The organism is Dyella agri (assembly GCF_044904705.1).
Taxonomy (GTDB): Bacteria; Pseudomonadota; Gammaproteobacteria; order Xanthomonadales; family Rhodanobacteraceae; genus Rhodanobacter_A; species Rhodanobacter_A agri.
Map to the genome: position 1 here is coordinate 29,694 of NZ_JADIKL010000002.1, position 26,262 is coordinate 55,955.

20 protein-coding genes are annotated in these 26,262 nt (G+C 62.3%); 18 read left to right on the plus strand and 2 right to left on the minus strand.

The genetic code is table 11. From position 1 onward, the window contains the following. Positions 1-17: 17 nt before the first annotated feature. The 16 genes from ISP14_RS02840 (at position 18) to ISP14_RS02915 (ending at position 22,050) form a co-directional block, all read left to right on the plus strand. Complete coding sequence (locus tag ISP14_RS02840; RefSeq protein ID WP_404536139.1) at positions 18-1,421, plus strand: C40 family peptidase; 1,404 nt, start codon at positions 18-20, stop codon at positions 1,419-1,421. Between the two features lie 53 nt (positions 1,422-1,474). Then, entirely contained in the window at positions 1,475-2,572 is a 1,098-nt protein-coding gene (locus ISP14_RS02845) for a dipeptide epimerase (RefSeq protein ID WP_404536140.1), read from the plus strand. Continuing rightward, positions 2,572-3,429, plus strand: coding sequence for a MurR/RpiR family transcriptional regulator (locus tag ISP14_RS02850; RefSeq protein ID WP_404536141.1), 858 nt, complete (start codon positions 2,572-2,574; stop codon positions 3,427-3,429). The genes ISP14_RS02845 and ISP14_RS02850 overlap by 1 nt, the downstream gene beginning before the upstream one ends. Positions 3,430-3,459: 30 nt before the next feature. Continuing rightward, the gene (locus tag ISP14_RS02855; RefSeq protein ID WP_404536142.1) at positions 3,460-4,257 is read left to right on the plus strand and encodes a L,D-transpeptidase family protein; all 798 of its coding nucleotides are present in this window, start codon (positions 3,460-3,462) and stop codon (positions 4,255-4,257) included. A gap of 2 nt (positions 4,258-4,259) precedes the next feature. Further along, positions 4,260-5,540, plus strand: a complete 1,281-nt coding sequence (locus ISP14_RS02860; RefSeq protein WP_404536143.1) for a dicarboxylate/amino acid:cation symporter — start codon at positions 4,260-4,262, stop codon at positions 5,538-5,540. A gap of 2 nt (positions 5,541-5,542) precedes the next feature. Further along, on the plus strand, positions 5,543-6,697 hold the full coding sequence (locus ISP14_RS02865) for an NAD(P)/FAD-dependent oxidoreductase (protein ID WP_404536145.1): 1,155 nt from the start codon (positions 5,543-5,545) through the stop codon (positions 6,695-6,697). A 259-nt stretch (positions 6,698-6,956) separates the two neighbouring features. Continuing rightward, the gene (locus tag ISP14_RS02870; protein WP_404536146.1) at positions 6,957-10,076 is read left to right on the plus strand and encodes a TonB-dependent receptor; all 3,120 of its coding nucleotides are present in this window, start codon (positions 6,957-6,959) and stop codon (positions 10,074-10,076) included. Between the two features lie 155 nt (positions 10,077-10,231). Then, positions 10,232-11,827, plus strand: a complete 1,596-nt coding sequence (locus ISP14_RS02875; RefSeq protein WP_404536148.1) for a tetratricopeptide repeat-containing sulfotransferase family protein — start codon at positions 10,232-10,234, stop codon at positions 11,825-11,827. A 324-nt stretch (positions 11,828-12,151) separates the two neighbouring features. Continuing rightward, complete coding sequence (locus tag ISP14_RS02880; protein WP_404536149.1) at positions 12,152-13,387, plus strand: tyrosine-type recombinase/integrase; 1,236 nt, start codon at positions 12,152-12,154, stop codon at positions 13,385-13,387. A 253-nt stretch (positions 13,388-13,640) separates the two neighbouring features. Then, positions 13,641-14,981, plus strand: coding sequence for a hypothetical protein (locus ISP14_RS02885; RefSeq protein ID WP_404536150.1), 1,341 nt, complete (start codon positions 13,641-13,643; stop codon positions 14,979-14,981). Next, positions 14,978-16,948 (plus strand): phospholipase D-like domain-containing protein, encoded by a 1,971-nt coding sequence (locus tag ISP14_RS02890; RefSeq protein ID WP_404536151.1) that lies wholly within the window; start codon positions 14,978-14,980, stop codon positions 16,946-16,948. Before ISP14_RS02885 ends, ISP14_RS02890 begins: the two co-directional genes overlap by 4 nt. Next, positions 16,945-19,626 (plus strand): helicase-related protein, encoded by a 2,682-nt coding sequence (locus tag ISP14_RS02895; RefSeq protein WP_404536152.1) that lies wholly within the window; start codon positions 16,945-16,947, stop codon positions 19,624-19,626. The genes ISP14_RS02890 and ISP14_RS02895 overlap by 4 nt, the downstream gene beginning before the upstream one ends. A gap of 229 nt (positions 19,627-19,855) precedes the next feature. Further along, positions 19,856-20,674 carry a hypothetical protein gene (locus tag ISP14_RS02900; protein WP_404536153.1) on the plus strand — a complete coding sequence of 273 codons (819 nt, stop codon included), beginning with the start codon at positions 19,856-19,858 and terminating at the stop codon, positions 20,672-20,674. A 270-nt stretch (positions 20,675-20,944) separates the two neighbouring features. Next, the gene (locus tag ISP14_RS02905) at positions 20,945-21,100 is read left to right on the plus strand and encodes a hypothetical protein (RefSeq protein WP_404536154.1); all 156 of its coding nucleotides are present in this window, start codon (positions 20,945-20,947) and stop codon (positions 21,098-21,100) included. After that, positions 21,093-21,461, plus strand: coding sequence for a hypothetical protein (locus ISP14_RS02910; RefSeq protein ID WP_404536156.1), 369 nt, complete (start codon positions 21,093-21,095; stop codon positions 21,459-21,461). The genes ISP14_RS02905 and ISP14_RS02910 overlap by 8 nt, the downstream gene beginning before the upstream one ends. 112 nt (positions 21,462-21,573) lie before the next feature. Then, positions 21,574-22,050: a JAB domain-containing protein gene (locus tag ISP14_RS02915; protein WP_404536157.1), complete on the plus strand. Its 477-nt coding sequence runs from the start codon at positions 21,574-21,576 to the stop codon at positions 22,048-22,050. 77 nt (positions 22,051-22,127) lie between these two features. Here ISP14_RS02915 and ISP14_RS02920 read toward each other — a convergent pair whose 3' ends face one another. Continuing rightward, positions 22,128-22,418, minus strand: coding sequence for a helix-turn-helix domain-containing protein (locus tag ISP14_RS02920; RefSeq protein WP_404536159.1), 291 nt, complete (start codon positions 22,416-22,418; stop codon positions 22,128-22,130). 303 nt (positions 22,419-22,721) lie between these two features. On the opposite strand from ISP14_RS02920, the gene ISP14_RS02925 reads away from it, so the two are divergent. Both ISP14_RS02925 and ISP14_RS02930 read left to right on the plus strand, forming a co-directional pair. Beyond that, a complete protein-coding gene (locus tag ISP14_RS02925) occupies positions 22,722-23,207 on the plus strand; it encodes a hypothetical protein (RefSeq protein ID WP_404536160.1) in 486 nt (161 codons plus the stop codon). Between the two features lie 89 nt (positions 23,208-23,296). Then, the gene (locus ISP14_RS02930) at positions 23,297-24,433 is read left to right on the plus strand and encodes a toxin-antitoxin system YwqK family antitoxin (protein ID WP_404536162.1); all 1,137 of its coding nucleotides are present in this window, start codon (positions 23,297-23,299) and stop codon (positions 24,431-24,433) included. A gap of 151 nt (positions 24,434-24,584) precedes the next feature. Here the strand turns inward: ISP14_RS02930 and ISP14_RS02935 are convergent, their stop codons facing one another. Then, positions 24,585-25,493, minus strand: a complete 909-nt coding sequence (locus tag ISP14_RS02935; protein WP_404536163.1) for a restriction endonuclease — start codon at positions 25,491-25,493, stop codon at positions 24,585-24,587. Between the last annotated feature and the right edge of the window lie 769 nt (positions 25,494-26,262).

A 26,262-nucleotide genomic window follows, 5' to 3' on the forward strand; every position in this document is an offset into this window, starting at 1 on the left:
GTTACGGGAGCATGGTCATGCGATCTTTCCGGTTTGTGGCGACGTTGTTCGTTTTTGCCCTGACGGCCACGCCGCTGGCTGCGCGCGATGGGAGTCCGTCCGGCGCGACGTCCGCCTCCGGCATGCCCGGGATGGGTGCGGCGCAGCTCACGCCGGACTACTGGATCGGGCTGTTGCAACAACCCGACCGGGTGATCCTCGACCGGACACAGATCGCGGCAGAGAACGCGCAGCTGCTGAAGACCGATCCGTCGATGCACGACCTGAGCGCCTTGCCGCACACGCTGGACCGTGCACGGGTCGCAGGCTGGATCCAGGCGATTTCGGAGCGTCCCACGCGGCCGGTGTTTGACGCCGACGGCCAGCCGGTGCCTGCGGCCACACTGGACGCACTGGTCGACGCGCTGGCGCTGGCGGACATCCCCGCGCAACAGCCCACGCGCTACGGATTGGTGGTGCGCCGCGCCGCGCTGCGTGCGTTCCCCACCGCGCTGCGCGTGTTCAGCGAGAAGGGCGATACCGACATCGACCGCTTCCAGGAGACCGCCGAGTTTCCCGGTACGCCGGTGGTGATCGCCCATGCCAGCCGCGACGGCCAGTGGCTGTTCGTGGTGAGTCCGCGCTATGCCGCGTGGACGAAGAAGGACAACGTGGCCGAGGGCAGCGCCGCCGAGGTGTTCGGTTATGCGGAGCAGGCGCCGTACCGGGTGATCACCGGTGCCACCGAACACACCGTGTTCACCCCCGAGCGGCCCGAGCTGTCGCAGCTGCAGCTGGACATGGGCACGCGTGTACCGCTGCAGGCCGGATTGCCGCCGGACGAGCCGGTGAACGGGCAGACGGCGCAGGCCGCATGGACGTTGCGGCTGCCGTACCGCGATGCCGGCGGCAAGCTCGCGTTCTCGCCGGCACTGCTGCAGAAGAGCACCGACAGCGCGCCCGACTACCTGCCGCTGACCCGGGCCAACATCATCCGCCAGGCCTTCAAGTTCCTCGGCGAACGTTATGGCTGGGGCCACGCCTACGACGGCCGCGACTGCTCGGGCTTCGTCTCCGACGTCTACCGCAGCATGGGCGTGCAGATGCCGCGCGACACCAGCAAGCAGTCGGTGAGCCCGGCGTTGTCGCACCGGCTGTTCACCGCCAAGGACAGCCGCGAGGCGCGGCTGGCGGCGGTGCGCGCGCTGCAGGTGGGCGACCTGGTCTACATCCCCGGCCACGTGATGATGGTGATCGGCCAACGCGACGGCCAGCCGTACGTGATCCACGACGTGGGCGGCATGAGCTGGCGCAGGAGCGACGGCAGCATCGGCCACATCAAGCTCAACGCGGTGTCGGTGACGCCGCTGCTGCCGAACCTGTTCAACGACCACCAGACCTATGTCGACCGCATGACCAGCATCGTGCGCATCCGTCACTGAATCGTCGCAGGCGATACCAAGCACCAGGACATGGACTCCATGAAGGCTGCCTCATGAAAATCACCGACATCACCTTCGGCATGCTGCGGGTACCGCTGAAGACGCCGTTCAAGACCGCCTTGCGCACCGTCGCCACGATCGAGGACATCGTGGTGATGGTGCACACCGACACCGGCCATGTCGGCTACGGCGAGGCGCCGGCCACCGCGGTGATCACCGGCGACACGCATGGCTCGATCATCGACGCGATCCGCCACTACATTTCGCCGCGGCTGATCGGCATGGAGGTGGCCGATCTCAATCGCGTCACCCAGCTAATCCAGGGCGCGATGGAAAAGAACACCAGCGCCAAGGCGGCGGTGGAGATCGCTGTCTACGACTTGTGGGGCCAGCTGTACAAAGCACCGCTGTACAAGCTGCTCGGCGGCGGCGACCCGGCGATCACCACCGACATCACCATCAGCGTGGACTACATCGACAAGATGGTGGCCGATTCGGTGGACGCGGTGGAGCGCGGTTTCGAATCGCTGAAGATCAAGGTAGGCAAGGACATCGGCGTGGACATCGAGCGCGTGCGCGCGATCTACGCCGCCGTGGAGAACCGCGCGCTGCTGCGGCTGGACGCCAACCAGGGCTGGACCGCCAAGCAGGCGGTGTACGCGTTACAGACGCTGGAGGACGCCGGCATCAAGCTGGAACTGGTCGAGCAGCCGGTGAAGGCGCGCGACCTGGCCGGCATGCGCTACGTCACCGAGCGCGTGCACACGCCGGTGATGGCCGACGAAAGCGTGTTCGGCCCGATGGAGGTGATCGAGCTGATCCGCATGCGCGCGGCCGACATCATCAACATCAAGCTGATGAAGACCGGCGGCATCTCCAACGCCATCCGCATCGCCGACATCGCTGCCATGCATGGCGTCGAATGCATGATCGGCTGCATGCTGGAAACCTCGATCAGCGTGGCCGCCGCGGTGCACGTGGCGGTGGCCAAGGCCGACGTGATCACCAAGGTCGACCTGGACGGCCCCTCGCTGGCGCGCTTCAACCCGATCGACGGCGGGGTGATCTTCAACGAGTCGGAGATCTCGGTGACGGACGCGCCCGGCCTGGGCATCCGCGAGATCCGCGGCCTGGAAAGGATCGAAACCTGATGTCGCCCCTGGTCAAAATCCGTTCGGAGCGCGACCAGATGTCGGCGGTGGAGCGGCGCATCGCCGACTTCATCCTGGAGAACGCGCAGCTGCTGCGCGACTATTCCTCGCAACAGCTGGCCGACGCGCTGGGTATCAGCCAGTCCAGCGTGGTCAAGTTCACCCAGAAGCTCGGCTTCAAGGGGTATCCGGATCTCAAGTACTCGGTCGGCGAGGCGATCGCCCGCGCCGACAACGGCGACGCGCCGCAACCGGCGGCAGCGAGCGCCCGCGAACAGGCCGCTTCGCTGGCGGAGCAGCTGTGGCGGCGCAAATCGGAAGCGGAGGAAGCGACCCGGCTGATCAATACGCCCGAGGCGATCCGCGCCGTGGCCGAGGCGATCGGCCAGGCCGGCCGCAGCGGCAAGGTGTTCATCATCGGCCTGGGCGAGGACGACATCTACGCGCGCGGCTTCGCGCTGAAGCTGTCGCTGCTGGGCATCCTCGCCGTGCACAACTTCGATACCGCGCGGATGACCGCCAACATCTCCGCCGCCGCTCCCGGCGATGTGCTGCTGGTGTTCTCCGAGCACGGCAACCACCCGGCGCTGGGCAAGATCGCGCGCTACTTCCGCGAGCACCGCGGCAAGGTGATCTCGGTGACGCGGCATACCGCCAACCCGCTGCGCACGCTGGCCGACATGTCCTTGCTGGTGTCGGCCCACGACGAGCAGCCGTACATCCAGCCGCTGCTTTACCAGTCCGCGCTGCAACACCTGCTCGACAACGTTTTCGTGCTGCTGTGCGAGGGGCACGACGATCGCCGCGCGCAGCTGCTGGCGAACCTGGAACGCATCCAGCTGATGCTCGAACCGTAAGTCTTCCGTCCTCCCACCAGGCAGGTCCGCATGGCTTTCCAACGTTCCTTCCGTTTGCGCTTGGTGCCGGCCTTGGCGTTGCTGGCGTTGTCTGCCGCCGCCGCCGCCGGCGAGCCGAAAACCGCCGAGGCGGACCACTGGCGCAGCGCGCGCCAGCTGGTGCTGGTGATCGTGCCCGACTGGAACGCCGGCCACGGCAAGCTGCGCACGTTCACGCGCGGGCCGCATGGCTGGGCCGCGGCAGGCATCGATGCGCCGGTGGTGATCGGCAAGAACGGCGCGGCCTGGGGGCTGGGCCTGAACGAGCTGCGCAGCGACGGACCGGTCAAGCACGAAGGCGACGACCGCAGCCCCGCGGGGGTGTTCCGTGTCGGCACGGTATTCGGTTACGCGACCCGCGCTGACACCGCCATGCCTTATCGCGCGCTGAGCGCCAGCGACTATTGCGTCGATGTCAGCGGTACCGCGCAATACAACCGCATCGTCGACGCCACGGTGGTCGGCGAGGACGCGGTGAAAGGCTCCACCGAGCCGATGCGGCGCGACATCCACGTGCACGGCGACCAGGCCTACCGGCTGGGTTTCAACATCGAGCAGAACCCGCAGGCGAAGCCGCTGGGCGGCAGCTGCATCTTCGGCCATCTGTGGAAGTCGCCGAGCACGCCCACCGCCGGCTGCACCGCGATGACGCCGGCGGTGATGCAGTCGCTGGTGGCCTGGCTGAAGCCGCAGCAGCAGCCGGTATTCGTGTTGCTGCCGCAAAGCGCCTACCTGAAGCTGCGCGAGCACTGGCAGCTTCCGCGCGTCGACGCGGAGCCGGCGCGATGAAGATGAGCGCGACCAGTCGCGTCCTGGCCGGCCTGGTGGCCGGTGTCGTCACCGGTCTGCTGCTGGCCGCATGGCGGCCGCGGGTGGCACTGCAGGTTGCCGGCGTGGCGCAGCCGATCGGCAAGCTGTGGTTGAACGCGTTGCAGATGACCGTGGTGCCGCTGGTGCTGGCGCTGGTGGTGGTCGGCGTGAACACGGCTACCGATGCGGCGGCGTCCGGGCGCATCGCGCGACGCGCGCTCGTCGCCATCATCGTGCTGCTCGTGCTGGGCGCGGCGGTTGCCGCACTGCTCGCGCCGCCGTTGCTGGCCATGTTTCCGCACAATCCGGCACTGAGCGAGGTGCTGCGCGGCAGCGCCGCGCACGCGCCAGACATCGCGCCGCCGGGCTGGGCCGACTGGTTCGCCGGCATCGTGCCCAGCAACGCGCTGATGGCGGCGGCACAGAGCGCGATGCTGCCGCTGGTGGTGTTTGCGCTGTTCCTCGGCTTCGCGCTCACGCAGTTGCAGCCATCGCGGCGTGCGCTGCTGGTGGAGTTCTTCCAGGCTGTTGCCGACGCGATGATCGTGATTGTGCGCTGGGTGCTGTGGCTGGCGCCGCTGGGCGTGTTCGCGCTGATCCTCGCGGTGTGCGCGCGTGCCGGCCTGGGCATGGTGCGTGCACTCGGCGTTTACGTGCTGGTGGAGATCACCCTGTACCTCGTGGTCGCTGCGCTGATGCTGCCGGTGGCGGTGTTGTGGGGCGGCGAGCGCCTGCGACGCTTCGTGGCCGCGCTGGCGCCGGCGCAGGCCGTGGCGGCCAGCACGCAGTCTTCGCTGGCGTCGTTGCCGGCGATGCTGGAAAGCGCAGAGCGGCGGCTGGGCTATCCCTCGCAGGTCACCGCCCTGGTGCTGCCGATGGCGGTGTCGCTGTGCCGGCTCACCAGTCCGGTGCAGTACATCGCCTCCGCCTGTTTCATCGCATGGGCCAGCGGCATCGATCTCGGCGCCGCGCAGCTGATGGCCGGTGCGGCGTTGGCGGTGGTGATCAGCCTGGGTTCGGTGGGCCTGCCCGGCCAGGTCACCTTCATGGCGACCAACCTGCCGGTGGCGCAGGCAATGGGTGTGCCGGTGGCGCCGCTGGGCCTGATGCTGGCGGTGGATACCTTGCCCGACGTGTTCGCCACGCTCGGCAACGTCACCGCCGATCTCACCGTGGCCAGCGTGGTCGCGCGGCAATCGCGCAAGGACATCTCCGGTGCCGTCCGCGCGTGCGGGGACGGCGACACGGGAGCACGGGGTTGAGCATGCAGGCGAACGATTACGACGCCATCGTCATCGGTGCCGGCATGGCCGGCGCCTCGGTTGCCTGGTTCATGGCGCCGCATGCACGCGTGCTGGTGCTGGAGCGCGAGGCCTGGCCCGGCATGCACTCCACCGGCCGCTCCGCGGCGCTGTTCAGCGAGACCTACGGCTCGGCGCAGGTGCGTGCGCTGTCGCGCGCCACGCGGCCGTTCCTCGAGCATCCGCCGGAAGGCTTTGCCGGGCATCCCATCCTGAGCCGTCGTCCCACGCTGGTGATCGGCAGCGCCGCACAGGCAGACGAGGTGCGCGCGATGTACGCGGAAAACCGCGGCCACATTCCCGGCCTGCGCCTGCTCGATGCCGCCGAAGTGCAGGCGATGGTGCCGGTGCTGAAGCCGGAAGCCGCGCAGATCGGCATGCTCGAGCCCGACGCCGCCGACATCGACGTCAACGAATTGCATCAGGGTTTCCTGCGTGGCCTGCGCCAGCGCGGCGGCGTGCTGCGCGTCGAGGTGGCGATCCGTGCGATCGAGCGCTCGCGGGGGCAGTGGCAAGTCGATTGCGGCGAGGCGGTGTATCGCGCGCCGCGGCTGCTCGACGCCGCGGGTGCATGGGCGGACGAAGTAGCGTGCCTCGCCGGCGTGGCGCCGCTGGGACTGCAACCGAAGCGGCGCACCGCCTTCCTGTTCGAGCCGCCGAAGGGTTTCGACACCGCGCATTGGCCCTTCGTGATCGATGCGGCGGAGAGCTTCTACTTCAAGCCCGACGCCGGCCTGCTGCTGGGTTCGCCTGCCAACGCCGACCCAGTGCCGCCGCACGACGTGCAGCCGGAGGATCTCGACGTCGCGCTGGGCATCGATCGCATCGAGCAGGCCACCACGATGACGATCAGCCGCCCGATCCGCAGCTGGGCCGGCCTGCGCAGTTTTGTCGGCACGGAAGGCGACCTGGTAGGCGGCTTCGCGCCGGATGCGGAAGGCTTCTTCTGGGTCGCCGCGCAAGGCGGCTACGGCATCCAGACCAGCGCCGCGATGGGCGAGGCCTGCGCCTGCCTGGCGCTGGGCCGGCCGCTGCCGTCGGCGCTGGTCGATGCCGGCGTGTCCGCCGGAATGCTTGCACCACCGGCGGCCCGTCCGGACGGGAGGGCGATGCCGTGAAGCCCATTCGAACCGGAATCCGCGCGTGCGCCGCCGGAGTCGGCTTCGCCCGGGACGGGGCGTCGACACACAGCTTGCTGACGCGATCCACGGCCGGATCGCGTTTGACCCGGCGGCGCAGAACGCCGGGCCATCGGAAACGGGTCCGGATATCGGGCGGATTCGTCGAGTTGAAGAGGGCAGGGCCGCCCTCTCCAGCGAACTTGCAGAGGGCATCCATCCACTGGCAGTGGCCATCGATCCAATGGGGAGCACGTCAATGAAGGGCAACTATTCTCGTGCGTCGCGACACAACGCCGTCCTCCGGCGCAAGGCGCTGGCGCTGGCTATCGGTTCCGTCACCATGGGTTTCGCAAGTGCCGCCTGGTCGCAGGCGACCAACGGCACCATCTACGGCACGGTGCCGGTGGCGCCCGGCGAAACCGTCCAGATCACCAGCGCCGGCGGCTTCAACCGCAGCATTCCGGTGAACGAGTCCGGCAGGTACTCGATCACCTTGCCGGTCGGCACGTATACGGTGTCGCTGTTGCAAGGCGGCAAGGTCGTGCAGAGCCGCACCGACGTCACGCCGGTGGCGGCAGGCGCGGTGGCGGTCGATTTCTCGTCCGCGGCCGGCGGCTCCGGGAACGCGGTGAACCTCAATGCGATCCAGGTCACGGCCAACGCCCTCCCGGCGATCGACGTGACCACGACCAACCAAGTCACCACGATCACCTCCAAGCAGCTGCAGCAGCTGCCACTGGCGCGCACCGCCGAAAACATCGCCATGCTGGCGCCGGGCGTCAACATGGGTTCGCCCGAACTTGGCAGCGGCCCGCTAGGCACACCGATGAATGTGTTCGGCGGCGCCTCCACGGCCGAGAACGCGTATTACGTCGACGGCATGAACGTCACCGAGGCGCTCAACAACTCGGGCGGCATCACTCTGCCTTACGGCGCGATCGACCAGCAGCAGACCTACATCAGCGGCTACGACGCGCGGTATGGCCGCTCCATCGGCGGCGTGATCAACCAGATCGGCAAGAGCGGCACCAACGACTGGCACTTCGGCGTGCGCGCGCTGTGGCAGCCGGCCAGCCTGCGCGCGAGTCCGGACAACATCTACTACGCCAATCCGCTGCTGGCCAGCGACCCGGTCTATTCGCCGGGCGACCTTGCCGTATATCGCAACGGCAACCGATCCTGGGAAACGATCTACGACGCCTACGTCAGCGGCCCGCTCGTCAAGGACAAGCTGTTCTTCTTCCTGAGCGCGGAGAAGGACGACAGCCGGTACCGCAGCACACCGGAATTCGGCAACGGCGTCACCGACACCTTCAGCGAGCATGATCCGAAGTTCTTCGGCAAGCTGAACTGGAACATCAACGACAGCAACGTGCTGACGCTGAGCTACCTGCAGAACGCGCACCAGACGCAAGGCGCGTATTACAACTTCGACTACGGCACGCTGCAGAGCGGCGCCTTCGCCTATCTCGGCCAGTACAACAAGACGGTGTTCAAGATGGGGGTGCTGAACTACACCTCCTACCTCACCGACGACCTCACGCTGAACGCCACTTACGGCAAGATGCACGGTCAGTACTACTCGGCCCAGCCTGCTTACCCTGGCTTCGACCCCGAGCTGCCGCACATCGCCAGTGCGTCCCTGCAGGATCCGCGGTTCGCCCCGCCGGGCGGCATCGTCAATGCGCAGTCCAGCTCCACGCTCGCCGACCCCGACCATCGCGAGTCGATCACCAACTACCGCCTCAGCCTCGACTGGAAGCTGGGCAACCACGACTTCCAGGTCGGCATCGACAACATCAACTCGTACGACATCAACGATGGTTCGCAGGACACCGGCCCGGGCTATCAGTGGATGTACGGCGCCACCGGCCCCGGCGTGCCGGTGTTCGGCACCGACCCCAACATCCCGCCCTACGTCGCGCCGTCCACCCAGTGTTACCAGGGGACCTGCTACTACGTGCAGAAGCATGTCGACCTCAGCGTCGCCACTGTGCGCGTGACGCAGCGCGCGCAGTACGTCATGGACAACTGGCAGGTCACCCCGAACCTGCTGCTGAACCTCGGCCTGCGCAACGACCAGTTCGTGAACTACGACGCCTCCGGCGTGCCCTACATCCGCGAGACCAAGCCGCAGTGGGCGCCGCGCCTAGGCTTCAGCTGGGATGTGCACAGCGACTCGTCGCTCAAGGTGTTTGGCAATGCCGGTCGCTACTATCTGGCCTTGCCGACCAACGTGGCCTTGTCCATCGCTGCGCCGGTGACGAATGCCGGCGTGTACGGCACCTACACCGGCATCGACCCGGTGACCGGCGTGCCGACCGGGTTCACGCCGCTGCCGCAAAGCCCCTCGACCGGTGTGTCGATCGACAACGAGTACGGCCAGGCGAAGGACCCGCGCGTCTCCGCCGCGCGGAACGCCAGGGCCGAGTTCTCCGACAACTACGTGCTGGGCTTGCAGCAGCAGTTCCACATGCTTGGCACGAACTGGGTGTTCAGTGCCACCGGCACCTACCAGCGCATGAACCGCATCATCGACGACTTCGACGACGAACAGATCGAATGCGCAGCCGGTCGTGCGCAGGGCTATGCCTGGATGACGCCGCAGGATTGCTCCAGCTATGCGCAGAGCCTGGTGCTGATCAATCCTGGCGAGACCAACTACCTGTGGATGAAGGCGCCGAACGGCGGCCTCGTGCCGGTGACGCTGAGCGGCACCGACCAGCGCTTCCCGAAGGGTCCGGAGCGTCGCTACTACTCGCTGGACCTGTCGCTGGAACACGCGTGGGACGGCAAGTGGTTCGCCAAGTTCGACTACGTGTTCTCGCGCACCTGGGGCAATACCGAAGGTCCGGTGAGCACGTACTCGCAGCAGGGCGGTTCCTACGAATCCCTCACCACTGCCTGGGATTTCCCGGAGCGCATGGAATGGTCCGGCGGCGTGCTGCCGAACAGCCGCAAGCACCAGTTCAAGCTTTTCGGTTCCTACGCGCTCACGCCGGAGTGGACAGTCGGCGCCAACCTGTACATCACCTCGGGCACCCCGGTGATGTGCCGCGGCGGTTATGGCCCGAACCAGGTGGCCTTGCACGGTTCGCACACCTACTACTGGTGCGGCGGCGTGCCCGTGCCGCCCGGCTCGCTAGGCAACACGCCGTGGGTGCACGACGTCGACCTAAGCCTGGACTACAAGCCGGCGTGGGCACAGCACAAGCTCGACTTCAACCTGTCGGTGTTCAACGTGCTCAACGATCAGACCACGATTTTCTACAACGACTTCTACGGCACCACCAGCAGTCCCAATCCGGACTACGGCCGGATACAGGACACCTACCCGCCGCGCAGCGTGCGCTTCTCCATCGCCTACGACTTCTGAACGATGCAAACCTTCCCTCCTGCGCCGGGCTTCGCCCGGCGTTTTTTTGCGGGTTTCGTCCCCGCGATCGCTTTACGGTCCGCTGCTGGCGTGGGGGCAGGCATCGTTCGCTGCGGTGCTTTGCAGGCTTCGGACGACTTGTGTAGCGTGGCGGCATGAGCATCGAGACCGTGCATCCGACGCCACTGCCGCCCGCGGCCGCTCAGTTGCTGGCACGGGCGCGCGCGGAATGGCAGCAGCGGCAATTCGATGCCGCCGAGCGTTCGGTCCGGCAGGTACTGACGCTCGCGCCCGACAACGCGGATGCACTGCGCATGCTCGGCATCATGGCCCAGCATCGCGGCGACCAGGCCACGGCTGCCGATTGTTTCCGGCGCGTGCTGCCGGTCTGGCCCGGGGACTCGGAGCTGCGCGTGGGGCTGGGCATCGCCTTGCACGAATGCGGCGAGATCAAGGAAGCCCTGGCGCATCTGCGTCGCGCCTGCGAACTGGCGCCTTCCTCCGCATCGGCCTGGTTCAACCTCGGCGAGGCGTTGTGGCGGCAAGTGCGCACCGACGAAGCCGTTGCCGCCTTGCAGCGCACGCTGGCACTCGCTCCTGCGCATCTTCCGGCCCGCTTGTCGCTGGCCAAGGCCCAGGCCAGTCAGGGTCAGGTCGATGCCGCGGTGACCGGCTTCCGCGAGGTGCTGCGCCTGGACCCGGGGCACGCCGAGGGTTGGTTCGGCCTGTCCAACCTCAACACCGTGCGTTTCGACGCCGCCGATGCGGCAGGCCTGCGCCAGGCGCTGGCGCGCGGTGGGCAGTCGCCGCGCCATCGCGAGTTGCTCGGTTTCTCGATGGCCAAGGCGCTGGAAGACCAGGGCGATTACGCGCAGGCCTTCGAGATCTTCCGGGAAGCGAATGCGTCGCGGCGCCAGCGGGTGCGCTGGGACGCTGCGGGGGAGCATCGGCGGGTGGAGGCGATCCAGCGCATCTTCACCGAAGCGATGCCGGCGCCGCTGGACCCCAGGTCCGGCCACGAGGCCATCTTGATCGTCAGTATCCCGCGCTCCGGTTCCACCCTGGTCGAGCAGATCCTGGCCTCGCATCCCGAAGTCGAGGGCGCCAACGAGATCAAGGACCTGTCGCAGGTGATCGACGCGGAAACGCGCCGCCGCCACTCGGCATTCCCGTTGTGGGCGCCGGATGCCAGCGCCGGGGACTGGCAGCGCCTGGGCCGCGAATACCTCGCGCGCACCGCGCCCTGGCGCAAGGCCAAACCACGCTTCACCGACAAGAGCCTGGTGAGCTGGTACCTGGTGGGCGCGGCGCTGGCGATGTTGCCGGCGGCACGCGTGGTCATCGTGCGGCGCGACCCGGTGGAAACCTGCCTGGCCTGCTTCCGCCAGTGCTTCACGGAACAGACCGGCTTCACCTGCGATCTGGACGAGATGGCCGACTACTGCATCGATTTCCTGCGCCTGACCCGTTTCTGGCTGGACAGGTACCCCGACCGCGTATTCGATCTCCCGTACGAATCCCTGGTGGCCGAACCGGAACCGATGATCCGCCGTCTGCTGGATTTCTGTGGCCTGCCGTTCGACCCCGCCTGCCTGGAATTCCACAAGACCGAGCGCACCGTGCTGAGCACGCCCAGCGCCGCGCAGGTACGGCAACCCATGCGCCGCGACACCGCCCGCAGCGCACGCTATGGCGACAAGCTGGACCCGCTGCGGCAGCGCCTGCGCGACGCGGGCGTGCTGGTGGATTAGGCGGCGGGCCCGGCCAGGCGGCCCGGCGGGAGCCAGTGCCGCGTGGCCCTCATGCCTATTCGTTGCTTGAGCGGGCTTCGCCGTCCGGCCACAATGATTGCCCCAGTTTCCGGGGCATTGCCCCGATTCATCTCCCGCGGGCCCCGTCATGCTCTTGATGATCGATAATTAGCATCGCCATCCGATTCAGTCCGACGCTGTCTGCCGTCGTCGCATAAACCCCTTAAAATAAGCGCTTTATGTCTACCCTTGTCCAGGGTGGGTCATGGTAAGCCAACAAAATTGCGGGTATCGTTGCGGGTATCAAAGGCCTGATACCCGCACATGCCGCTGACTGACGCCAAGGTACGAACCGCAAAGCCAACTCCCAAATCCACCAAGATGGCGGATGGGAGGGGGCTATATCTGGAAGTGCGCCCTACGGGCGCCAAACTTTGGCGATATCGCTACCGTATCGCTGGCAAGGAAAACATATTCGCCATTGGCGAATACCCGTCGATCTCGCTGGCGGAGGCTAGGAATGAGCACCTCCGGGCCCGCGCACTCGTTGCGAGTGGCGTGCACCCATCGCACAACCGAAAAGTTGAGCGATTGTCGAACATGGTGGCTAACGCCAATACGTTTGAAGCCGTGGCCAACGAATGGGTTGCGAAGAAGTCTGTGAATTGGACTGCGTACTATAAGCGCCAAGTAGAGGGCGTACTTGGCGCTGACGTCTTCCCTCATGTGGGGAGGCTTCCGATTCGCAGTGTCACTGCAGGGCACTTGTTGGAGATCGTTCGCCGAGTTGATGCGCGGGGAGCCACGACGATTGCGTTGCTGATACGTCAGTGGTCGTCAGCTATTTTTCGCTACGCAGTTGCTACGCTCCGTGCCGACAATGATCCGGCCGCTGCGCTACGTGGAGCAATCGAACGCTCCAGAGTTGTTCATCATCGCCCCCTTTCCCGTGCTCAGATAGTGCAATTCATGGTTGCGCTAGATAGGTATGGCGGGTACCGCACGACAGTGATTGCTCTGCGATTGATGTTGCTGACCTTTGTTCGGACGGTGGAGCTTCGCAAAGCCCTGTGGAATGAGTTCGACTTGGATCTTGCGCAGTGGCGGATTCCAGCGGAGCGCATGAAGATGCGGGAGCCGCACATCGTGCCGTTGTCAAAGCAGGCAGTGGTGCTACTTCAGGAGCTGAGGGCCTATACAGGCGGGCAGGGTCTCCTGTTCCCGAACTACCGCCGACCGCGCGAAAGCATGACCGCTACCACGTTGAACCGGGCCCTGGAGCGTATGGGTTTCAACGGCAAGGACAGCATCGGGTTCTCGGCTCACGGATTTCGAGCTACTGCATCGACCATCCTCAACGAGCTTGGCTATCGCTCTGACGTGATAGAGCGACAGCTTGCACATGCCGAAAGAAACAAGGTTCGTGCGAGCTACAACCAGGCCGAATACTTGGAGGATCGTAAGGTGATGATGCAGGATTGGGCGAACCTCATCGATGACTTGATCGAGAAGGCCGAGAATGGAAGCGGTTCACCTAGGTCGCTGCCCAAGGTAGCTTGAGGTGACTTCAAGGTAGCTTGAGGTGACTTGAAGAGAGTCAATTACTGAGCCGTTACCCATTGCCGGTTCTTCGCTGAGCCGAGTGGTTGCTCGGGATGGTACGGTCCAAACAGTGTGCAGTGCCTAATACAGGGGAGAGGGTGTTGGATGCGAAAGCGTTGAAAGATTTGCATCGGAGCGAGCGGAATGAGCAATCGCTGCTATCGCACGATCAGCTGGCTGACGAGCGCAGAACGGAAGATGGAAGATTCCGTTGGCCAATGACGCTTTCGAATCCGCAAAGCTGGGCCAGCTTCTGACCATGCACTGGGGCTTGCTTGGACCCGAGCAGCTTGCTGGGGCGCGCAGAGCGCGAACGCTAGGCTTGGGCTCCACCGTGCGGAAGTTCAACCAGCTTGCCGTGCCAGGACTGGGCGGGGTGTGGTTTGCCAAGCAGATCTTCCTTGCAACGCTTGGCGTCCGCGTTGCGGACCGGTTGCGCTCCACAAACTCCAACGTCAAGGCAATCGAGATTGCCAACGCGGTCGAGGCGCTGGCTTGCTGGTGTGCATTCCAGAACAACGGTTGGACGAGAGACCCCCGACTGCGTGGCAGTCAGAAACTGGCCGGCAAGGACAATCTCACCTTCACGCGACTGCGCCAGCCGCGGTTCTACGTCACCCAGCCCATGCGCATGGCGACGGTGGAAGCCCTCGTCGATCTTGGCTTCGTCGAATCCGGTAGCCAGCGGTTCAACAGCTTCCGTTGCACGCAGGCTGGTATGGACTTGATCGAAGCCGCTACTGCCGCCTACAGGCCGTTTAACGGTACGGTGGAGGACTATCTCTTCAACCGTGCCAAAGACGATGCCTCCGTCTCCAATACGCCCGCACTGCGGGAAGCATTATCGCCTTTGGTCGTCCTGCCGGTTGATGCTCGGGCGCTGATTCGCGACAAGCTCTGCGAGGGAGCTGGTCTGAACCCGTCGGCGGCCCGTAGGAAGAATGCTCTTGCCTGGGTGCGTTCCGTTGAGCCGAGTAACTCTGCAGGGTGGGACGCCAAGCCATCGGCGCTTGAAGCGAGTCACTGGGACGATCTCCGATTAGGCGCGCGGTTCTTCGCGGCGAGAGATGCCGCGATAGATGTATTGAACGCCATTGAGGTCCAGATGGTGCCGCTGGCGGTGCCGAAACTTACAGTGGACGACGCGCGGACGTTTTCCCTTGTCCAGCGGGCGATTATAGATTTACGCAAGGCGGCACAGCGGTTTCTTGGCGAAGACGCAGATCCGACGGAAGGACGCACGGCGATGGCTTTCTGCCGTGAATGCGTAGAGGCGGATCCCGCGGCCATTATTCGCAGCCTCGTAAAACGTGACGATCGGGTTTTGCGGCTGGTAGGCAACGACGTGCTGCCCGGCGCAGCCTTCTCCTCACAGCTTCAGGCGGAAGCTTCAGAAGACGAGAGTGAGGGACCAGGCGCCGACAATGTGGGACGGGTGCCGGTTCCGGGAGGCATCTCCGGTCGTATCCGCAATCTCTATCTCCTCGAGCTGGATTTGCAGGGACGACTTGGAGAGTTCCTGAGCCAGTCCGCGACTGAGGAGACGGTATGAGTTTCAAGCCCGCCTCACTCGCTCAGCTCTTCGAGCCGCCCACCGGGTATCGAGGATTCTTTGGCTGGCTTTGCGGCTACGCGGCCGACGCCGGCTTCCTGGAGGATGCTCTTGAGCGCTTCTCTGGCCTGACACGGGCCCAGCGTGCTCACCAGGGCCGGATCCTGCTGGCCGCGATGCTCGATCCCGGAAACCCACAGATCGGGCCTGTGGAAATGCCAGGCGCACTGCATCTGCCGGTGAGGGTTGCAAAGCTGCCCTTTGCTCTCCTGCATGCCAAGGTCGCTGTCCTTGGCTTCCAGGGTGCCGATCGCTTCGTCCTACGCGTCATCGTGTCAACCGGCAATTGGACAAGCCAAACGCTTCGAGAAAGCCTAGATCTTGCCTGGCACGTCGATGTCTTCAGCAAGGATGAGGATGCAGACGCTGAGGTCGTCCGTCAGAACCGCACCGATCTGGCCGCTGTTTGGGATTTCCTATGGTCGCTCCAGGAATCCTTCGATCTTCGCCTGCTCGAACTTGCTGCGGGGATAGATAACGAGTCCGCCGATGCGGCTGCCAGACTCACCGAATGGATCGCCGAGATCGGCAAACGCCATCGGGGATATCGGCCACGCTTCTTTGACAGTCGAAGGCACTCTCTCATTGCGCAGCTTCCCGATCTTGTGCGTCATCACGCGGCCGAAGTCAGGCGCAACTATCTTGCGCTTGGGTCAGGCTTCTTCGAAGGCGAAGGATCGAGCGACACCTTCGTTCCTGAGCAGATTCTTGAGGCACTGCAGAAGTCTGAACTTGTAACGGCCTCCTGCGAAAAAGACATCTTCGTCAACCCGCTCGCCTGCCAGGCAGTTGCCACCCGCCAGTCCTGGATTGAACAGGAAAGGGGCTGGACGATACGCGTTGCGCGCGCGCCGGCGTACTTTGGCGCCGCCCCGCGCGCGCTCCACGCCAAGTTCATCTTCAGCGCCAATTGGCAAAAGGGATCCAATAACTGCAGTCGCCCATGGGTCTATCTCGGCTCGGGCAATCTGACTAGCCCAGGCTTCATGAATAGGGCCGGCTCGGCCGGAAATCTCGAGGCCGGGGTGGTTTTCGCCCCTGAAACCTTGCGATGGGAGGTGGAGGGGAAGAGGGATGACGGCGCCAATGTCATCACCAATCTTCTTCCCATCCATTGGGACGACGCGGACCAGACACCATTGCCAGTGCTACAGGTAGGGCAAGACATGCCGGAGCGCGATACGGCGTTCATTGCCGCGCCCGTCGCTCTGTTTCTCTGGGACGAGCGCAGCGAGCTTGCGTCCCTTACGCCGCAAGGAGATGTGCGGGGGCCGTTTGCGCTGCACGATCCCGACGGGCGTTCATGCGAGTGCCTCGCGGATGGCAGCTTCGTCTGGCCAGGTAAGCGTCCCCGCCAAGTGACAGTGGTGTGGTCAGTCGAGGAGGGCGTCCGAAAGGCCAGTGTGCCGGTCATTGATCGTTACGGCCGCTATGGAGCAGGCGACTTGCCTGCGCTCGATTTGGAAGAGGCGTGGATCCAGCTTGCCAATTTCCCGATGCCCCCGGAGGATGAGGAGCTGGTGGGTGGTGACTCTGCGGACACCGTGGACGGGGTCGTCTCCAGTGGAGTCGCCTCGTCAACGACATCTTCTTCCTACCCAGTCCGCCGGATGATGATCCTAGTTGAGGAAATTGCAGCCAAGCAGGTCGCCATCGGAGAGTCGGACTGGTCGATGTGGTGCAACCGTCTCGAGCAGATCTTGACGCAAGCAAAGGACAGTGCGGTTGTAAGGGCATTCCAATCGATAGCACTTAACCCGCTCCACCCCTTGTTTGCGCCAGCTTTCCGGCCAGCCTTTGCCGCGACTGCTCAGACGCAACAGGGCGCTCGCTACGAGGCGGCGCTCAATGCGGCTATCACGGCCTGGCAGCTTGAGGGCTATTCGAAGCTGGGGGAGCGGCGTTGAAACAGAAGTTTCTGGGATGGAGGGACGTCGCGCGACATCTCCGAGACATGGCAAGTCCGTCGTCGGAGTTCGCGCCTCTGCTCAATCACGGGCAACGTGCAAGCCTAGAGGCAATCGCCGACCGAATCGGCAGCAATGGCGTGATTGTTGCCGATGAGGTTGGCATGGGCAAAACGCGCATTGCGGCTTTCGTGGCTAAGGCGGTCGCGCAATGCGGCGGGCGATCCGCCGTCGTCATCCCGCCCGGGCTGAGCTTCCAGTGGAGAAAGGAATTTCGCGAATGCGGAACCGTGGTCCATGACGCCGTGCGGAGCCTGTATGGATACTTTGAAAGATGGGATCCGGAAGCAATGGCTGGCAGCCGTACGGAAGCGCGGCCTTGGTTCGAGAACGATATCGTGCTGGTTTCGCATCGTTTCGCCGACTGGCGCATCTGGCCGAATAGCTCGCAGATCTGGCGCTGGGCACTTCTTCCAGAGATTTATGCGGAGGCCCGCCGTTCAATCGAGGGGAAGCGGCCACGCGGGTATCAGGACTACGCGAGCCAACGTCCCAACAGCCGACAATCCACTCAGGTTTTGGCTGCCGCGCAATCGATCGTGCAAGCGGTGCCAGACGATGACCATCATCCCGTCCGTCGTTTGCTCATCGATCTCCTTTCAGAGGTGCGCTGGCCGGAACCGCTGAACGCCATTGCTTATGGTCGTAACGCTGCACTTCGGGACCGGCTTGAAAAGTTCATCGGGCTAGGTCTTGGAGTCTTCGATCTCATCATTGTGGACGAGGCGCATAAGAACCGGTCACAGGACGGTGGGCTATCCACTGTTCTCGAAAAGGTTCTCTTCAAGGGTGGTGAAAGCCGCCGCCTAGCGCTGACGGCGACACCCATCGAGCTCGATGTCTGTCAGTGGGAGTCGACGCTCATGCGCCTGGATACGACCGAGGCGCAGCGCGACCCGATTGTTAGGGCGACGGAGCACTATGCAAACGCGATCCGCCGCCTCCGATCGGGCTGGCGAACGAATGGAGAGGTGCTGGACGAATACCGCGGCGCCGCCAAGCAGTTCCATTCGGCGCTCTCGCCATATCTGCTGCGACGCGACAAGCGAGAAGATGAAGATGTTCGTGCATTCGCAAGAGCCAGTGGGCAATCCGAGTACGGCTATCGGGAGCTGCGGGAGGTTGCGATCAATTTCCAGGATTTGAGTCCTGCGTGGCGTCAGGTGGTGTGTGCGGCTGAGGCGCTATCAGTCGTCCGAGAGCCCGTGATAGATAGTCGGGCGAAACGCTTGCGCCTCACCGTCGGCAATGGTCACGGCCTTGCCAGTGTCATCGACGAAGCATTTCGCGACGAGAAAAAGGACCGGAAGCAGATCGAGGAAGAGCGCGCGCAGAACGAGGGGGACGGGGGAGCGTCTGGCCTTAATCAGGAAGATGAGCCGAAGGCAGCTACTCGATCCTCATGGTGGCTATCCACCCTACGAGACGCGCTCGCGCATGACCCAAGCATTCTATTTGATCATCCGGCGATCTTGGCCGCTGTCAGGGTCATTGAAGAAGAAGTTGATCGGGGTGAAAAGGTGCTGGTATTTGGCCGCTTCACCCGACCGATGCGCGCTCTGGTGAGCTTGCTCAACGCGCGCCAGATGCTTCGGGCCGTCGAGCAAGAGCGGGCTTGGCCGCAAAGCAAGGTGCATGAGGATCGGCACGATCCCGAATTCGGCGAGTGGACAGCCGTCCAGGCTGCTCACCGGCAGCTATCGTCGAACGTGGATCTGGCCAAGCTCAACGACATGCTCGCCCAGCGTTATCGCCGGGATAGTGAGCAACGTGCGCGGCAGCGCGAAGGGCTTCTTCCCCGCCTGCGTGCCGGGCTCTATGGCCTTGGAGACGGTGGCAAGTGTCTCGCTATTATCGATGCCATCGAGCGCCAGGCAGTACCCGTGGTCGGTGATGTTGACGAGAACGAGCGTCACGTGACCCTGTTGGCCCGTGCTATTGCCGCGAATACTGATCGTTCGGATCCATCTGATGTCGATCTGGCTAAGGCATTCCAAGCATTGGTCCAGGCGGCCGGTGACCATGACAGCAGCGACGACGAGGAATTCGACGAAGAGCAAGCGGAAGAAGCATGGAACACTCTCGAGGAGCATTTGCGAGAGGGCTATACAAGCCAGCAAGGAGGTTTCGCCCGTCTGATGTATGGCGAAACTAGACCGCAGACGCGACGTATGATCCAGCTGGCCTTCAATCGCCCGAACAGCTTCCCGCGGGTGCTGGTCGCGCAGTCGCTCGTGGGGCGCGAGGGCCTCAATCTTCACGAGAGCTGCCGAATCGTCGTCCTGCTTCATCCGGAATGGAATCCGGGCGTGGTGGAACAGCAGGTCGGCCGTGTCGATCGCGTGAGCTCTCGATGGGCGAAGGTGCTACGGCAGGCGATTGACGATGGAGAAAGGGGAGAGGATCTCCCGCGCATCGAGATACGCCCGATTGTCTTCAAAGGGACCTACGACGAACACAATTGGAATGTCTTGCAGGAGCGATGGGACGATTTGCGCGCCCAGCTCCACGGAGAAGCGGTTCCGGTGCGCTTGCGAGCCAGCGAGGACCCCGAAGCGCTTGCGATTCTCGACCAAATCGACGCAGCCAGGCCGAATTTCTCGCCATTAGAAGTGTAATCGAGCGAGAACCCTTGTTGCTCTTTCGCGTCAGGGTGCGGATTACGGTCGACCTGAACACCCATTCCGGCTGGGTCTGAACACGGCGTCGGTGCTGATCTGAAGAAAGCGAGTCCCCATCCATTGCAAATCGGTGGTTGCCGTTGGCTTTTTGACTAGACTACTTTGAATACATTGCCGGACATGCGGTGGGTTTTTGCCTGTACAGCACTTGGAGTGCAAACACGATATGGCACTGAAACGCGGGGATGGACTCGATGAATTTCGCGAGCTTGTCGCAAACGCGGAAACGGTCGCAACGACGTGGCAGGTCGGTTCTGAGTATATTTGGCTCGATCACGCGCTGGAGCGTCTCTGGAGCAACTTTGCTCGACTGCGGGACGAAATTCAGATGGCCGCAGATAAGAAGTCCGAAGCAGTGCCCGGTGACTACCAGCGTTGGCTTGGGCGACTCCGTGAGTACAATCCAGAGGGCACGGCACAGGAAATCGATGCTGAAGCGCGCAAACTCTCCGAATACGACAGGAAGCCATTGGACCGCGCCGGCTCCTTTTTAGGGCAGCTGATGCCCATCTACGCTGAAGTAGCGATTCTTTCCGCCGCCTTATGCGAAGCTCACATTAACCTCGCACTGGCTTGGGGGCTGACTATGCTCGGTAGGGACCCGGCTTTTCGGCTAATTGAGCAATCGGGTACTGTAGAGAAGTGGCTGCGCGGGCCGACACTTCTGTTTGACGGCTATGAATTGCCGTCGAATTCGGCCGAAGTCGAAACTTTAAGAAGGGTATTTGAGGAGAGAAACATCCTCATGCACCCCAAATCGTCCATTTCCAGAAATGGAGCGGCCCGCGTTTCTGCAAAGCGCCTTCACGCCAAGAGTGTGACGGACGTGCTCAATTGGCTACCCCGGTTCTTTAGCCTTCCGTTTGATCTTGCGGAGTTTATGGCTAAGCAGCCGGCAATTGATGGCTTCGACTTTCCTCAGCTCAGCAAAAGGCAATCGATACCACGCGCACCTCAGCACATGTTGCGCAGAACGCGAGCGTAGCCAGTACGTTCTTTGTGGATGCTGTCGATGCATGCGTAAGCGCTTTCGAACAGACAGGCGGTGCGGGACTAGCAGTCTGTCGAATGAAATTGGTAAGGGCTGTCAAAGAAATCGGATGCGAGGCGGGAGTGCCCATCCGCGACTGACCATCACCGGTTACGGACGAATCAAAAGAATCTCAGGTACATATCACCACGTTGAGCAGAGTCCAATCTGTTCCTCGCGCCTGGTCCTCACGCGCGAGACATTCCATCCAAAGGAGTCGTGGTGATGTTTGATAGGTCGTGGATCGGCTATCCCGGTCCCTCGTTGTTCGAGCATCTTTTGGTCTATGCCATCCTGTTTCTTGCAGGCAGCGCCTGGGCGATGTGTTTCAACTGGTACATTGGCTTTCTTCTGGGCCGGAAGGAGAAGGCCCATGAATGAGCTGGCGCTGGGACACGAGTGGGGTGGGGACATTGTGGACGTGACGCCGCGCTGTCCGAAATGCCGTTCTGCTCAGATCGAGTCGCGTGATATTGGGCGTCGATTCGGCGGTGCTATCGGCGCCATCGCGGGTACGACCAGCGGTGTGGCGATGGCAATCACCGGAGCGGAGATCGGTCTTCTCGCGGGTCCGGTTGGGGCCGTACTGGGAGCAGCTGCAGGCGTGGTGATCGATGGCATTGTCGGCGGAGCTACCGGCTGTGCCGCTGGTTCCCGTCTTGGTGCGGCTATCGACCGGAACATCCTCCGAAATCATTGTTGCCGGACCTGCGGTCATACATTCGCGAATGCGCAGGTATAGAACCGAAGCGTACCGTCCCTTAGCCTCTTTCTTCTACAGCCTCAGCATATGCGCACAGAGCCCGGCGAAAGCCGGGCTCTGTGCGTTTCTGTCTCTGCAAAAGGAGTTCGTAATGTCATCCATCCCGTCCTGCGGTACTTCGGCCAACGCCTCCGACACGGAGCAGGCCCTTCTAGCCCTTGCCGAGGGCATTTTGAGGGGGCGATTAGAGCGGCAAGGAAGCATCGGCAATCCCGCCGATGCAATCGATTACCTACGTTTGAGGCTCGGTGTCCTGGAGCATGAAGAATTTCATGTTCTGTGGCTGGACAACCGGCATCAGATTCTTGAGTGCCAACGCCTGTTCACGGGCACGATCGATGGTGCCGCCGTTTATCCAAGAGAAGTGGTCCGGGCGGCTTTGGCGGTGAATGCCAGTGCTGCAATTCTTGCCCACAATCATCCCAGCGGTATCGCTGAGCCCAGTGCCGCCGACAGGGCGATTACCAAAGAGCTTCGGGAGGCACTGCGCCTTATCGGCGTGCGAGTGCTTGATCACATCATTGTGGGATCGGACTGCGTCAGCATGGCCAGTAGTGGACTTTTCTGATTGAGCTACTTGGAGCCAATTGGACTCCCTTCCTCGGCGTGGCCATCAATGCCTCTCTTGGCCGGGGGCGTATTCCCTTAGTCCTTCCGTCGGCGTCGAGGCGGCCTCTTCGTGCTTTCCCTGCTTTTGAGCCTTGCTTCGAAGAGCTCGGCGAACTTCGGAAAGCCCAGGCCATAGAGATTGCATAGCTCTCGAACTTGCAGCAGGTCGATACCGCGTTGCCCGACTTCAACGGCTGAAACGTAAGTTTGGGGGCGCCCAAGCGCCTCCGCGACTTCGACTTGAGAAAGGCCCGCTTTGAGGCGCAAGTCCTTGAGTAGAAGGACTAGCTCCGCGTGTTCTGGGGTGTGGATCGATGCGTGCTTCATGGCCGTCCCTTGTGGGCGGCCCAGACGTTATTACCTGGTTATCGTTTACTGTAAATACAGGATATAACCTGTTAAACAGGTATGATTCGATCGTTCAAACAAGGGGGAACCACGTATGAACTCTGTATAGGCGCACCCATTTGCCAATATCGGGCGCGCAATTCTTGGCTAGGTCGGCGCCCATGGTTGGCTGTCGTAGGCGTTCTCTTCGACAAGGCCAACTTATGCCCGTGTGATGTTGATCTAGGTCGCTTCCGTAGATCGGGTGCGGCTTGTACTTCTCTAGGATAAGGATTTGTCGCAATGACTAGTTTGAAACGACCCTTCCAGCTCACGTCGTCCCAGCGCTGGAAGAACATTGGCTATGGCGTGGCCGTAGACCTGGGACTGTTCGTGCTGGCGATGGTGTTCGGCAACGATCTAAGCGAGGAGGTCGCGGGAATCGTCACCCTATTCGTCTTCGGCCTGCTTGTAGGTACGACCGTGCGACTAAGTATTCGACGTGGTTGGACCTATTACGCCGAGCGGTACCAGCCTGGCGCCAACTTCATCTTTACGAAGTCGCTCAAGATCGGGGCGCTTTGGCGAAGCCTAGCGATCTGGTTTGGTGGGCGCTTCATCACGATTCTGCTTCTGAACCAGGCGGAGAGCGATGTAGGCCTGGCGATCCTACTTCTGCTCAGCCTTTGTCTCGTCACTGCAGCTGCACTATTGGCGGGGCTCCAGTTTGGCTGGCGTTCGGCGGATAGCATGCTAAGCAGCGACGTGCCCACCCCGGCCTCTGTTTGAGGACTCCACCTTACCCGTCACAGGCCATATCAAGAGCGCGCGCCCGAAAGGACGCGCGCTCTTTGTTATGCAATACAGAAGAGAAAAACATGAGAATTCCATACCGCATTCTTTCGACTACCTGTGTGGTGATGGCCCTACTGGCTCTTACCGGATGCAGCCATCCCGTACTTGATTACCGGAACGCTGAGGTGTCCGATGGGCTCATCTACGCAGGAGGTGCCAACGAGCCGTTCTCCGGTACGGTGACTCATGTCCCGGACAGCTTCATGATGAACGGGGAGGGGCATGCCAAGTTCATGAACGAGATGGGTGGTGCCAAGTACGCCACTGCCAGGTTCGTGCAGGCGATTCTAGGAAGGGACTCGTCAACGTCCCTGTGCACCATCTCTGTTCGTAAGGGCTATGTTGATGGATTGGCAGCCTGCTACCGCCCTCAATCCGATACCCAGATTATTGAGGCCCACTTTGTCGTGGGGCAATTGTCCGGGAAATTCGTGTATTACAACCCAGACAAGCCTGGCGAGAAGTTGGCGGAAGGGAGCTTCGAAGAAGGACAGCCGGACGGTACGCAGAAGATTTACAGCGCGTCGACAGGCGAACTGAGGGAAAAAATGCACTGGTCGCATGGACTGTACGATGGCGACTATGTGACCTACAACGAGACCAACGGCAAGGTCGTTCTCAAGGGAGCCTTCGTCCAGGGCAAGCGCGAAGGCACCTGGATGGAGTACGCGACGACGGGTGAGCCGCTGATTGCCAAGGAGGGTTACCGGCATGGTCTGCTCCAGGGCGTGCAGGAAGTCTTCGATGCGGATACCGGAAAGCGAACTCGGCTCGTCGATCAATGGGTCGACGGGAAGATCAGTGGAAGCCGGAAAACCTGGGACAAGAACGGCGTACTTATAGACGACGAAACCTATGCGGATGGAACCTTGGTGCAACACAAGGATGTCAGTACCAAGGCTAGTAACGAGGTGGACTCGCGCGCGGGGGATCAAGCGGGCGCGCCAGCAGGATCTGCTTCCCCTGCCTCGCCAAAGCAGGGCGCAGCCGAGACGGCTCCCGTAGGCGATCAGCATGAAGCATCGACGACGCTAGATGCCTGCGTGGGTGTATGGGCGCGGGTACACCGAAAGGCCGTCGGTGACGACGCGATGATTTCGGCGGATCAGTTAGATGAATGGCGACAGTGGTGCGCTCAGGGAAAGCATGCACCGAATTGATGGGACGTTCCGGTTGGGGCGACCCATCGATCCGTATCTGGCGCGAAGATGCGTCGTACGGGATCGATCATAACGTTATAGGTGATAGGGCAGGGGAGCACTCGCTCCCCTGCCGATCTGGGCGGACTCTCATTTTTTTTGATCTGAGGGTCTAGCCTTGCAGCGAGTGTGGGCAGTAGATGTTGCCCTTCATCGATGCCTGTCCTATCGCGTGTTCGAGAAGCTCCGGCATTCTGTAGAGCCCGTGGATCACATTCGCCAGATGATTTCCGTCGAGCAGCAGAATCTTGAGGTCCTTGCCATTCGGCAGAGAATTGATCGCGCCGTCGGTGAAGCCGCTCATCGATAGGAAGATGCCGCGTGCACCGAGCTTTCCCTCGACCTTGTAGTAAAAGTGCGCGATCTCCTTTGGATCGGTCCTCGCATTCGTCCACTTGAGTTCAATCAAGTAGTAGTGGCCGTCATACTTAATGGCACCGTCGAGCTGTTCACCTTCGATGCGGAAGGGGGCTTCGACGGGTATGCCACTGATGCGCATTAGCTCGGAGAACAGTTCTTCAAGCGCATAGCCTCTCTCCTGTGGGGGAAGGTCAATCGCATTCGCGAACTTGTTCCTGAGTTCACCGAGCCTTGATTCGTAGGTCTCACGCGACGCTTTTGCTGCACGTGTTCGTATGGTGTCACGGTACTCGCGGTCCTTCTCCTGCTGGCGGACAAGCTCGCGAAGTTTCAGGGCGCAGCGCTCGGCGACCTCGATTCGATGTTTCGGATCCTGGGGCGCGAAGGTTTTGTGCTCAGTCAGAATGCGCACAAAGTTCCGCGATACCTCGAGTCGCCGTTCGTATTGCCCGGTGCGGAGTCGCTCGTACAGCGCATCCATCTGAAGGCGCTTCGTAAGGTCTTTTCCCGCGGCATCGCGCAGTCGAAGAATCTCATCACGGAGCGCCGCGGTGATGCCAGAGCGAAGCCATGCCTTATGTAGGTCGCCCTTGTACCAGTAAAGGTTGGCGACGCCGTCTTTGATCAAGACCTCTACTTCTTCAGTGAATACATCGAACATGGGCTGACGATGCCTCTGAAATGGGGTAAGGGGCACCGGTTGTCTCGACCGGATGCCCAATCTTGCAAACAAGCACTACAGTAGATCGCGATCCGTGCGACGGTGCTTCGTTGTTACAGTTGCCCATAAACAAGTCGGTGGAGTTTCCTTCCCACGGGCCGCGGTAAGGCCTTGATTAAATGGAAAGCGATTGTTCCGTGGCTTCGGTCGCGCCCATCAGGACAGCGCTTCGATTCGGTTAGCTACCATGCTTAACCACCAGATCTTCGAAGAACGACGATGATGCCAACATGATGATGAATTCTCATGTCGTCATATTCGTCTTGAGTCACTGAGTCATCCAGTAACTCTTGAGAGGCAGTGAACGGTATGACGTCCCATTCGATCCGACGATCAAGGCAACTCAATTTGACATACCGTTCGTAGGCTGACTTGGCGCGATTGAGGTCACGCGGTATCTGCCACTTGTAGCGCGTGAGCTTGTTGTGGCGATACGCGCACAGGGCAGTGAACTCTACCTGGGTCGCGCCTGTACGACCTTCAAGAAGCAGGTATTCCGCATTTCGTCGGAGGTCATCCAAAATGTCATCTTTCGGCGGTGCAAAGCGTTTGGCCTCGATGGCGCAGATTGGGGTATGGTCCTCGCGGACTTGTCCTTGGGTTGCGTGAAGTCTTTGTTTTATAAACTATTTCATGCGCGCGCCTTTGATGGTGAGGTTTGCTTCTCTTGGGCCACGCGTGCTGGCCCGTGGCCCCTTGAAGAACGATT

What these genes read in the sequence shown, in the direction of transcription:
- ISP14_RS02890 (WP_404536151.1), top strand. Translation starts at nt 14,978, where the DNA reads ATGAGTTTCAAGCCCGCCTCACTCGCTCAGCTCTTCGAGCCGCCCACC.
- ISP14_RS02860 (WP_404536143.1), top strand. Translation starts at nt 4,260, where the DNA reads ATGAGCGCGACCAGTCGCGTCCTGGCCGGCCTGGTGGCCGGTGTCGTC.
- ISP14_RS02875 (WP_404536148.1), top strand. Translation starts at nt 10,232, where the DNA reads ATGAGCATCGAGACCGTGCATCCGACGCCACTGCCGCCCGCGGCCGCT.
- ISP14_RS02915 (WP_404536157.1), top strand. Translation starts at nt 21,574, where the DNA reads ATGTCATCCATCCCGTCCTGCGGTACTTCGGCCAACGCCTCCGACACG.
- ISP14_RS02930 (WP_404536162.1), top strand. Translation starts at nt 23,297, where the DNA reads ATGAGAATTCCATACCGCATTCTTTCGACTACCTGTGTGGTGATGGCC.
- ISP14_RS02905 (WP_404536154.1), top strand. Translation starts at nt 20,945, where the DNA reads ATGTTTGATAGGTCGTGGATCGGCTATCCCGGTCCCTCGTTGTTCGAG.
- ISP14_RS02855 (WP_404536142.1), top strand. Translation starts at nt 3,460, where the DNA reads ATGGCTTTCCAACGTTCCTTCCGTTTGCGCTTGGTGCCGGCCTTGGCG.
- ISP14_RS02845 (WP_404536140.1), top strand. Translation starts at nt 1,475, where the DNA reads ATGAAAATCACCGACATCACCTTCGGCATGCTGCGGGTACCGCTGAAG.
- ISP14_RS02910 (WP_404536156.1), top strand. Translation starts at nt 21,093, where the DNA reads ATGAATGAGCTGGCGCTGGGACACGAGTGGGGTGGGGACATTGTGGAC.
- ISP14_RS02900 (WP_404536153.1), top strand. Translation starts at nt 19,856, where the DNA reads ATGGCACTGAAACGCGGGGATGGACTCGATGAATTTCGCGAGCTTGTC.
- ISP14_RS02925 (WP_404536160.1), top strand. Translation starts at nt 22,722, where the DNA reads ATGACTAGTTTGAAACGACCCTTCCAGCTCACGTCGTCCCAGCGCTGG.
- ISP14_RS02870 (WP_404536146.1), top strand. Translation starts at nt 6,957, where the DNA reads ATGAAGGGCAACTATTCTCGTGCGTCGCGACACAACGCCGTCCTCCGG.
- ISP14_RS02935 (WP_404536163.1), bottom strand. Translation starts at nt 25,493, where the DNA reads ATGTTCGATGTATTCACTGAAGAAGTAGAGGTCTTGATCAAAGACGGC.
- ISP14_RS02880 (WP_404536149.1), top strand. Translation starts at nt 12,152, where the DNA reads ATGCCGCTGACTGACGCCAAGGTACGAACCGCAAAGCCAACTCCCAAA.
- ISP14_RS02840 (WP_404536139.1), top strand. Translation starts at nt 18, where the DNA reads ATGCGATCTTTCCGGTTTGTGGCGACGTTGTTCGTTTTTGCCCTGACG.
- ISP14_RS02920 (WP_404536159.1), bottom strand. Translation starts at nt 22,418, where the DNA reads ATGAAGCACGCATCGATCCACACCCCAGAACACGCGGAGCTAGTCCTT.
- ISP14_RS02850 (WP_404536141.1), top strand. Translation starts at nt 2,572, where the DNA reads ATGTCGCCCCTGGTCAAAATCCGTTCGGAGCGCGACCAGATGTCGGCG.
- ISP14_RS02865 (WP_404536145.1), top strand. Translation starts at nt 5,543, where the DNA reads ATGCAGGCGAACGATTACGACGCCATCGTCATCGGTGCCGGCATGGCC.